Origin of the sequence: Cellulomonas sp. APG4 (genome assembly GCF_009996735.1) — a bacterium.
Lineage (GTDB): Bacteria > Actinomycetota > Actinomycetes > Actinomycetales > Cellulomonadaceae > Actinotalea.
Map to the genome: position 1 here is coordinate 1 of NZ_JAACYI010000001.1, position 8,513 is coordinate 8,513.

The window sequence follows — 8,513 nt, forward strand, 5'->3', positions numbered from 1 at the left end:
CCGCGAGCGCAGCGAGCCCCGGGCCGCGCGGTCGCGTCGGCGTCGCCACGAGCGGGGGCGGTCCGGTCACGACAGCACGCGCGGCACCGTCCACGTCCGCCCGCGCAGCCCGCCGCGCACGCACGGCCGCGACGACCAGCAGCACGGGTGCCGCGAGCAGCGCCCCGAGCACCAGCATCGAGACCCCCACGCGCACGAGGCTCGGTGCGGGCAGCAGGAACACGACGAGACCCACGTTGAGCAGCAGCAGACGTGCCGTCCCGCCGCGGCCGACGACGGCGCGTGCGGCCCGGACCGCCGAGGGCCCGCCGCCCAGCACCATCGGCCCCAGGTGGCTCAGCGACCCGAGCAGCACCTGGGCCGCGAAGCCCACCACGGGCGGGCCGATCAGGGCCGAGAGGCGCGCCTGCGCCCCCGCCCAGCCGTCGGCCCCGGCCACGGCGACCGTCCAGATCACCACCGTCGCCAGGAGCCAGAGCCACGCCATGCCCACCGAGCGCGCCGCGAAGGTGTCGGGCACGCGCCGCCGGGCCTCGGCGAGCAGCGGACTCGTCGCCCGCAGCAGCCCCGCGAGGTGCACCACGAGCCCGGCGACGGCGAGCGGCCGCAGGCCCGTCGCGGCGCCCGCGAGCACCAGGGCGAGCCCCGCACCCAGCACGGCCAGGCCCTGCTGGGCGGCAGTGCGCGCGTCGTCCGCGAGCTGCACGCGCAGCATGGTCGGCCACAGCGTGACCATGGTGCCGACGACCGTCAGCCCCACCCAGCCCAGGATCATCACGACGACGTGCGCGACGTACGCCCGGGCCGCCGTCGGGCCCGCGGCGTCCGCCCGTGCGAGGAGGGCGCCGAGCCCCGCACCCACGGGCAGCAGCAGCGCCGCGACCACGAAGTACCAGGCGGTCCAGCCGAGGCGCACGCCCAGCGCGCCCCGGCCCTGGGTGAGCAGCACGGCGGCGTGCCACAGCCCGTTCGCACCGACCAGGACGGCGCCCGCGAGCACGGCCGGCCACACCTCGGCCAGCAACCCGGAGACCACCGCCGACGCCCCGACGGTGTGCAGCGCGAGCCGCACCGCCTGCCCGGCGTGCCCACCCGGCAGCGGCGCGCGGCGCACGGCCTCGGCGAAGTGGGCGGACCAGATGAGGATCGCGGTGCTCACCGCCCCGAGCATGAGCAGGTGCACCATCAGCCACGGTGCCTGCGGCACCGCCCGGTGGGCGATCGCGACGACGGCGGCCGCGAGCACCCAGCCCAGCACGAGCACGTGCACCCGCAGGTGCCACCTGGTCCTCATCGCGCGGCCACCTCCTCGAGCTCCGTGGCCGCGTGCGCGAGCGCTGTCCTGCGGGCGGACGACGAAGCCCTGCCGCGGTCCCCGCGCACCAGGCCGGTCACGACCATCCCCAGGAATACCAGCAGGGCGACGATGCCCAGCACACCGCCGGCCCGCACCGCCCACGGCTGACCGTGCAGGTCACCGACGCCCAGGCGCAGGACGAGCGAGGCGTGCAGCAGCGCGACGGGCACGTAGAGGTGGGGATGGTACGGCAGCGGACGACCGAGCACCGCGGGCAGGATCACGGGCGCGTGCGCCATGATCATCGAGATCGTGAAGCCGAGGAAGACGGCGTGCACGACGGCGTCGTACGCGGTCCCGCCGTCGACGCGCCCCTGGGCCGCCCAGACGGCGCCCGCGACCGCGAGCCACGCGTAGCCCGCGAGCAGGCACCACGCCGAGTAGCGCGGCAGGCCGGCCGCGCGCACGGTGCGGCGCGCGACGTCGTGCACCAGCAGGGTGCCGACCAGCGCGAGCAGCACGAGGCCGAGGGCGACGTGCCCCGCCGTCGGCCAGAGCGTGCTCGCGGGGACGGCCAGCAGCAGGAGGCGGCCGAGCACGCCGAGCAGGCGCTCGGCGCCCTCGGGGATCGCGATGCGCGCGAGCTCGAGGCGTTCGCCGGCGATGGTCAGGACGACGAAGCCTGCGAACCAGGCGAGCACGGTGGGCACGGGGACGTCGGCGGCCCAGAGCGACGCGCCGCCGACGGCGAGCACGGCACCCAGCACCTGGAGGCCGAGGGCCTCGGAACCCTGGCGCCGCCACAGGGCGGCGTAGACGGCGACGAGGCCCACCGTCCCGGCCACGAGCATGCCGCGCCCGACGGCGAGCGGTGCGGACGTCAGGGTGACGAGGGCGCCCAGCCCGAGGGCGGCGGGCGCGGTGAACGCCCAGGTCGCGCGCAGGGCGACGGCGCGCTCGAGTGCGATCACCGTGCCGAGGAACCCGAGCACCAGCAGTCCACCGTGCAGCTGGGGCAGCCGCTCGGTGGTCACCGGCGCAGGCAGGCCGAGCAGCAGCAGCGCGGCGTCGAGCCCCGCGAGCAGCGCGAGGCCGCCCGGCAGCAGCAGGGCGGCGCGGGGCAGGGTTTTCACGCCCTCAACGTAGAAAAATCCACGCGGCAGGTCCAGGACCAAGGTCCCTCCGGTGCGCAACGTCCCGACGACGGCCACCCTCCCGACGGCGGGACGTCACGGCACCGACACCCGGGCGGCCTAGCGTCGGGCGCGACCACGACCACGAAAGGGCACCGATGACCCTCACCCTGACCCTCGTGCGCCACGGGCGCACCCACTTCAACGCGCGTCGCGTGCTGCAGGGCCGCACGGACTCACCGCTCACGCGCGACGGCCGCGAGGGCGTGCGCACCACGGCCCGGCACCTCGCCGCGCACCCCTTCACGGCCGCCTGGGCCTCGCCGTCGGGCCGCGCCGTGACCACCGCCGTCGAGATCCTGCGGCACCACCCGGACCTGCGCCTGCGCACCGAGCCCGACCTGCGCGAGTACGCGTTCGGTGTCTACGAGCGCCGTCCGGAGCACGCGCTCGAGGAGGTCGCCCCGTGGGGCGAGCTGGTGCGCGCGGTGCTCGAGGAGCGTCACCCGGGACTGCCGCGCGGCGAGTCCGGTGCCGAGTTCATGGGCCGCACGCGGCGCGCGTTCGCGCGGATCACGGCCGAGCACCCCGAGGGGCACGTGCTCGTGGTGGGCCACGGGCTCGCGCTCGGCGCCTACCTCGCGACGATCGCCCCGGTGGGGCTCGTCCCCCTGCCCAACGCCTCGGTCACGACCGTCGAGGTGGAGCCCGACGGCGGCGCGCGCATCGTCGAGCTCGCGCACGACGTCGCACAGCAGGGGCACGTGGCCGCGCGGCCGATGACCCTCCCGACGCCCGTCGCACCGGCCGACGAGCCTGCCGCCGCGGACCGGGTGGTCGCCGTCGGCTGAGCGGCCGTGCCCTACAGCCCGCCCAGGCGCTGCGCGACGGCGTGCGTGCGGTGCGCGTCGAGCTCGCTCGCGACCTGCGCGTCCAGCGCGCGTCGGGACGCGTCGAGAGCCGCGCGACGCGGGGTGCGCCGCTCGACCCGCAGCTCGACCTGCTCGGTGACCTGCAGCACGATCGCGGTGCCGAGCCGGCCGAGCACGAGGGCGGGCAGGCGCAGGTGGAAGGTGCGGGTGTCGACGTGGATGGTGGTCATGGCTGCTCGTCCCCTTCGTCCCCGGGGAAGCTGTCGGGGTTGACCATGGCGACGAGGCGCCCGGGGCGCGCCCCCTCGGGTCGGAGGCTCGGGTCCTCGCTGCGGCCGGCGAACCTGTCGGTGAGCGTGGTGATCGCCGCGACGAGCTCACGCATCTCGTCGGCGGTGGCCCAGAAGCGGGCCGAGTTGAGGGCGACGGTGTCCTCCCAGCCCGCGGGCCGGGTGTCGTGCGTCGCGAGGAACTGGCGGAACCGCTCGGCCTCGCGCAGCAGCGAGAGGCCCACGAGCTCCCGCACGGCATGGATCGACGACGGGTCGTCACCGTCCACGTCCATGCGCCGCTGGGTCGCGGTGGGCCGCCACGGCTTCTCGCGCCCGCGCTGGGCGGCGGGCTCGATGAACCCGGCCTTGGCGAGCGTACGCAGGTGGAACGAGCAGTTGGCGACACTCTCGCCGGTGTGCGCGGCACAGTCGGTGGCCGTCGCCTGGCCCACGTCCTCGAGGTACTCGAGGAGCTCGAGCCGGAGCGGGTGCGCGAGGGCGCGGATGCGGTCCGGGTCGGTGACGTGGAGGCCCGCGGGACGCTCGTCGTTCGTGGTCATGTCACGAGAGTAGATGCGAAAGAACTCTTTAGCAAGAGGTCTTTCGCAAGACTTTTTGCGATGGCGGGGCGGCCGCCGCTTCGACGGCTAGCTGTGCGCCGGGAGCCCCGAGGACCAGCCCGGGTGTGGAGCGATTCCGTGCCCGCCACCGGCGTGTCGGCACCGGATCTGCTCCACAGCTGCCAGGAACGCTCCACACGGGACGGGAGCGCTCCGCACCGGGCCGGACACTCCGATTCCGACTCACTTCGCCGCTCCCGCGCCCGTCGTTGCCCTCCTTCACATCGACATCTGTCGATGTGTGGGCCACGATGAGGGTGTGAGCACCGACCTCGAGCTGACCGTCCGCCCCGCCTCTCCTGGGGTCGCCGTCACCCAGGACGACGGCGCCCTGCCGCTGGCGACCGTGGCCTGCTGCGCCCCGCTGCAGCGCGAGCCGCTCGGCGCGACCGAGGCGGCCACGTTCGCCGTCGTGCTCAAGGCCATCGCCGACCCGGCGCGGCTCCGGCTGCTCTCGCTGATCGGCACGCGGGCAGGGGGCGAGGCCTGCGCGTGCGACCTGACGGAGCCGCTCGGGCTCTCGCAGCCCACGGTGTCTCACCACCTCAAGACCCTCGTGGACGCGGGCCTGCTCACGCGCGAGAAGCGCGGCGTGTGGGCGTACTACGCGCTCGTCCCGGGCGCGCTCGACGACGTCGCCCGGGTGCTCACCGGGCACTGAGCGCGGTGCTCACCGGGGGCTGAGTGCGCAGTGAGCACAGGACGCTGAGCGCGCAACGCTCACCGAGCGCTGAGCGCGCCGTCGTGCGTCAGTGCGAGCGCAGGGCGTCGATCAGCTCGTCCTTGGTCATCGACGAGCGGCCCTGGATGTCGAGCTCGGCGGCACGCTCGTGCAGCTCGTCGACCGTCCAGTCCTCGTACGAGCCGGACTGCCCACCCTTGCTGCCGACCTCGCTGCGCGAGCTGTTGGCCGCCGCGTTCGCGATGCGCGCCGACTTCTCCTTGGAGTTGCCCTCGTCTCGGAGCTTCTCGTAGAGCTCGTCGTCCTTGACGCTGGGTCCCGGGTCACGCTGAGGCATGGCTCCTCCTCGGTCGTCCGCAGGCCGCCGGACCGGCGACCTCCTCCAGGGTGCGCAGGCCTGCGCGGATCCGCATCCGGTGGCACCGTGGCGCCATGGACACGTCGAGCCGGCTCGTCACGGCCCAGGCCGCGGCCCTCGCGGGGCTGCTGTGGCCCGGCCGAGCGCGCTGGCGGCTGCCGCGCGCCGTCGTCGGCGTCGCAGCACCCGCGACGGCGGCCGGCGCGGCGCTCGCCGTCGCCGGTGCGTTGCCCCACGGCACGCGCCTCACGCCGCACGTCGCTCCCCCGCGCGACCTGTCCTTGCTGCAGGACGGCGTCTACGCGCGCAGCCGCAACCCGATCTACGCGGGTCTGCTGCTGGCGGGCGCCGGGTGGGCGCTGCTGCGGCGGCGCCCCGAGCCCGTGGTGGCCTGGGTCACCCTGACCGCCGTGCTGCAGCTCAAGGTGCGGCACGAGGAGCGTCACCTCGAGGCGCGGTTCGGCGACCCGTACCGCGCCTACGTCGCCCGCACCCCACGCTTCTGGCCGCTGCCCGGGCGCACCCGCACCGCGCACGCCTGAAGCCGGCACGCCTGAGAACGGGCAGGGCTGAGAACGGGCAAGGCCGAAACAGCCTCAGCTGAGGCAGCTCGACTGACGCAGCTCAGCCGGCGCAGGCTCAGCTGAAGCCGAGCTCACCCGAGAGCACGAGCACCGCAGCCCCGAGCAGCGTGCCGTCCTCGCCCAGCCCGGTCATGCGCATCTTGAGCCCGCGGCTCGTCACGGGCATGGTGCGCTCCTCGATCGCGCGCAGCGCCTCGTCGCACACCGCTCCCCCGAGCAGATCGGCAGGGCCCGCGAGGATGATCTCCGAGAGGTTGAGCGCCGCGACCACGGGCGCGAGGCAGATGCCGAGCCGTCGCCCGATCGCCCCGAGCACGGTCTCGGACTGCGCGGCGTCCAGGCCGGCGACCCGTCGGCGCACCGCGGGGAGCGCCAGGACCGTCTCGAGGCAGCCGAGGCGTCCGCACGCGCACCGCTCGGCCCGGCCGAGGGGCGCGCCGTCGACGTCGTCGCGGTCGTCCACCACGGTCACGTGGCCCAGCTCACCCGCCGCGTGGCCGCGCCCCTGGACGAGCGAGCCGTCGAGCACGATCCCTGCGCCCACGCCCTGGCCCACCCGCACCACGAGCACGCCGTCGACCGACGCGCCGCCGTAGGTGAACTCCCCGAGCACCGCGGCGTCGGCGTCGTTGGCCACGTGCACGGGCAGCGACAGCGCCGTCGAGAGCTCGCGTGCGAGGGGCACGTCGAACCAGCCGCGGTTGGGAGCCTCGACGATCGTGCCGTCGTCGTCGACCACGCCAGGGGAACCGATGCCCACGCCGAGCAGGGGCTTGTCGGCCTTCGCGACGAGGGCGCGAGCGAGATCCGTGACCGCGGCGAGCGCGGCCGCGCCCTGCCGGTCCTCGACCGGCGAGACGAGGCGGTGCACCGGCGTGCCTTCGAGGTCGACGACGGCGCCGTGGAGGTGGGCGGCGTCGGTGAGGTCGATCGCGACGATCTGGAACGCGTCCGTGCGCAGGCGCAGCCGGGCCGCGGGCTTGCCGACCCTGCCCTCGGGCTCGGCGTCGAGCTCGGCCACGAGACCCTCGGCCCGCAGGTCGTTGACGAGGTCCGAGACCGTCACGCGCGTGAGGCCGGTCGCGCGGGCGAGCTGCGCGCGCGAGGTGGGGCCCGCGTGGAACAGGTGCTGGAGCAGCATCGCCCGGTTGTGCGCCCGGCCGTCCTCGGGAAGGACCTTGCTGGTCGGTCTCAGGATCCGCGCCGTCGCCACGTTTGTTAGTACATCTTTCTTATCCAGGGGCGTCAAGTCGTCCGGACCGTCGTCGCGCACGTACGCCACGGGGCCCGGGGAGCGGTGTCGCTCCCCGGGCCCCGTGGTCCTGCGTCAGCCGAGACCGGCGCTGATGGCGGTGATCAGCTCGCCCTGGGCGGTGTCACCCGAGAGCTCCCAGAAGAACGAGCCCGCGAGGCCCTGCTGCTGGGCGTAGTCCATCTTCCCCGCGATGGTGGCCGGGGTGTCGTAGCTCCACCACTCCGTGCCGCAGTGCGCGTACGCGGTGCCGGCCACCGTGCCGGTCGCGGGGCAGTCGTTCTTGAGGACCTTGTAGTCCTCGATCCCCGCCTCGTACGTGCCCGGCGCCGCACCCGTCGCGGTGCCTCCCGGCGCCGCCTGGGTGACGCCGCTCCAGCCACGCCCGTAGAACCCGATGCCGAGGAGCAGCTTGTCCGAGGGGATGCCGAGACCACGCAGCTTGGCGATGGTCGTGGTCGCGTCGAAGCCCTGCTTCGGGATCCCGCTGTAGGACGTCAGCGGCGAGTGCGGCGCCGTCGGCCCCTGGCGGTCCCACGCCCCGAAGAAGTCGTACGTCATCGGCATGTAGAAGTCGACATGCTGCGCCGCGCCGGCGTAGTCGGCCGCGTCGATCTTGCCGCCGCTGGTCCCGTCGGCCGTGATGGCCGCCGTCACCAGGTCGTCGCCGAACTCGGACCGCAGGGCCCCCATGAGCCGCGGGAAGGCGTCGCGACCGCTCGTGTCGCACGTGGCGCCGCACGCGTTGGGGTACTCCCAGTCGATGTCGATCCCGTCGAAGACGTCGGCCCAGCGCGGGTCCTCCACCAGGTCGCGGCAGGACTCCGCGAACGCCTGCGGGTTCTGCGCTGCCTGTCCGAAGCCACCCGACCACGTCCAGCCGCCGAACGACCAGACGACCTTCAGGCCGGGGTGCATCGCCTTGAGCTTGCGCAGCTGGTTGAAGTTGCCGCGCAGGTCCTGGTCCCACGTGTCCGCGACGCCGTCGACCGACTCGGCGGCCGTGTAGGCCTTGTCGTGGTCGGCGTAGGCGTCACCGATGGTGCACCGACCGTTCTGGACGTTCCCGAACGCGTACATGATGTGGGTCAGCTTGTCGGCCGAGCCCGAGGTCTCGATGTTCTTCACGTGGTAGTTGCGGCCGTAGACACCCCAGTTGGTGAAGTAGCCGACGACGTAGTCACCCGGCTCGGCCGGCGGGTCCGTGGGATCCGTCGGGTCGGTCGGGTCGGTCGGGTCCGTGGGGTCGGTCGGGTCCGTGGGGTCCGTGGGGTCGGTCGGGTCCGTGGCGCACGCACCCAGGTCCTTCCACACCCCCGAACCGCCCGTGCTCGGCGTCTCGCCCTGGGTCCACCAGCGCGCCTCCCAGTGCCGGCCACCGTGCGAGACCTTCGCCCCGCCGTTGTAGACCGCCCCGGCCGACCACGCGTCGTACGTGCACGC

General features: G+C 74.5%; 9 protein-coding genes and 1 pseudogene. 3 read left to right on the forward strand and 7 right to left on the reverse strand.

Features of this window, described 5'->3' with window-relative positions:
* A pseudogene (locus GXB85_RS00005) lies at window positions 1-1,294 on the reverse strand (copper oxidase); the annotation flags it as partial.
* Entirely contained in the window at window positions 1,291-2,430 is a 1,140-nt protein-coding gene (locus GXB85_RS00010) for a hypothetical protein (protein WP_202627393.1), read from the reverse strand. The pseudogene GXB85_RS00005 and the gene GXB85_RS00010, both read right to left, overlap by 4 nt.
* A gap of 158 nt (window positions 2,431-2,588) precedes the next feature.
* On the opposite strand from GXB85_RS00010, the gene GXB85_RS00015 reads away from it, so the two are divergent.
* Window positions 2,589-3,281 (forward strand): histidine phosphatase family protein, encoded by a 693-nt coding sequence (locus GXB85_RS00015; protein WP_161915616.1) that lies wholly within the window; start codon window positions 2,589-2,591, stop codon window positions 3,279-3,281.
* 11 nt (window positions 3,282-3,292) lie between these two features.
* Here the strand turns inward: GXB85_RS00015 and GXB85_RS00020 are convergent, their stop codons facing one another.
* Window positions 3,293-3,532 carry a hypothetical protein gene (locus GXB85_RS00020; protein WP_161915617.1) on the reverse strand — a complete coding sequence of 80 codons (240 nt, stop codon included), beginning with the start codon at window positions 3,530-3,532 and terminating at the stop codon, window positions 3,293-3,295.
* Complete coding sequence (locus GXB85_RS00025) at window positions 3,529-4,134, reverse strand: winged helix-turn-helix domain-containing protein (RefSeq protein ID WP_161915618.1); 606 nt, start codon at window positions 4,132-4,134, stop codon at window positions 3,529-3,531. The genes GXB85_RS00020 and GXB85_RS00025 overlap by 4 nt, the downstream gene beginning before the upstream one ends.
* Window positions 4,135-4,525: 391 nt before the next feature.
* Between GXB85_RS00025 and GXB85_RS00030 the strand changes: the two genes are divergently transcribed.
* Entirely contained in the window at window positions 4,526-4,855 is a 330-nt protein-coding gene (locus tag GXB85_RS00030; RefSeq protein ID WP_202627415.1) for a metalloregulator ArsR/SmtB family transcription factor, read from the forward strand.
* Window positions 4,856-4,943: 88 nt separating this feature from the next.
* Here the strand turns inward: GXB85_RS00030 and GXB85_RS00035 are convergent, their stop codons facing one another.
* Window positions 4,944-5,213 (reverse strand): Rho termination factor N-terminal domain-containing protein, encoded by a 270-nt coding sequence (locus tag GXB85_RS00035; protein WP_161915619.1) that lies wholly within the window; start codon window positions 5,211-5,213, stop codon window positions 4,944-4,946.
* A 95-nt stretch (window positions 5,214-5,308) separates the two neighbouring features.
* On the opposite strand from GXB85_RS00035, the gene GXB85_RS00040 reads away from it, so the two are divergent.
* The gene (locus tag GXB85_RS00040) at window positions 5,309-5,776 is read left to right on the forward strand and encodes an isoprenylcysteine carboxylmethyltransferase family protein (RefSeq protein ID WP_161915620.1); all 468 of its coding nucleotides are present in this window, start codon (window positions 5,309-5,311) and stop codon (window positions 5,774-5,776) included.
* Window positions 5,777-5,873: 97 nt separating this feature from the next.
* Here the strand turns inward: GXB85_RS00040 and GXB85_RS00045 are convergent, their stop codons facing one another.
* Both GXB85_RS00045 and GXB85_RS00050 read right to left on the reverse strand, forming a co-directional pair.
* Complete coding sequence (locus GXB85_RS00045) at window positions 5,874-7,067, reverse strand: ROK family transcriptional regulator (protein WP_237727845.1); 1,194 nt, start codon at window positions 7,065-7,067, stop codon at window positions 5,874-5,876.
* 78 nt (window positions 7,068-7,145) lie between these two features.
* A partial coding sequence (locus tag GXB85_RS00050; protein ID WP_237727846.1) for a glycosyl hydrolase family 18 protein occupies window positions 7,146-8,513 on the reverse strand: 1,368 nt, incomplete at its 5' end.

Coding starts and splice junctions, on each gene's coding strand:
- GXB85_RS00015 (WP_161915616.1), top strand. CDS start 2,589: ATGACCCTCACCCTGACCCTCGTGCGCCACGGGCGCACCCACTTCAAC.
- GXB85_RS00020 (WP_161915617.1), bottom strand. CDS start 3,532: ATGACCACCATCCACGTCGACACCCGCACCTTCCACCTGCGCCTGCCC.
- GXB85_RS00025 (WP_161915618.1), bottom strand. CDS start 4,134: ATGACCACGAACGACGAGCGTCCCGCGGGCCTCCACGTCACCGACCCG.
- GXB85_RS00035 (WP_161915619.1), bottom strand. CDS start 5,213: ATGCCTCAGCGTGACCCGGGACCCAGCGTCAAGGACGACGAGCTCTAC.
- GXB85_RS00040 (WP_161915620.1), top strand. CDS start 5,309: ATGGACACGTCGAGCCGGCTCGTCACGGCCCAGGCCGCGGCCCTCGCG.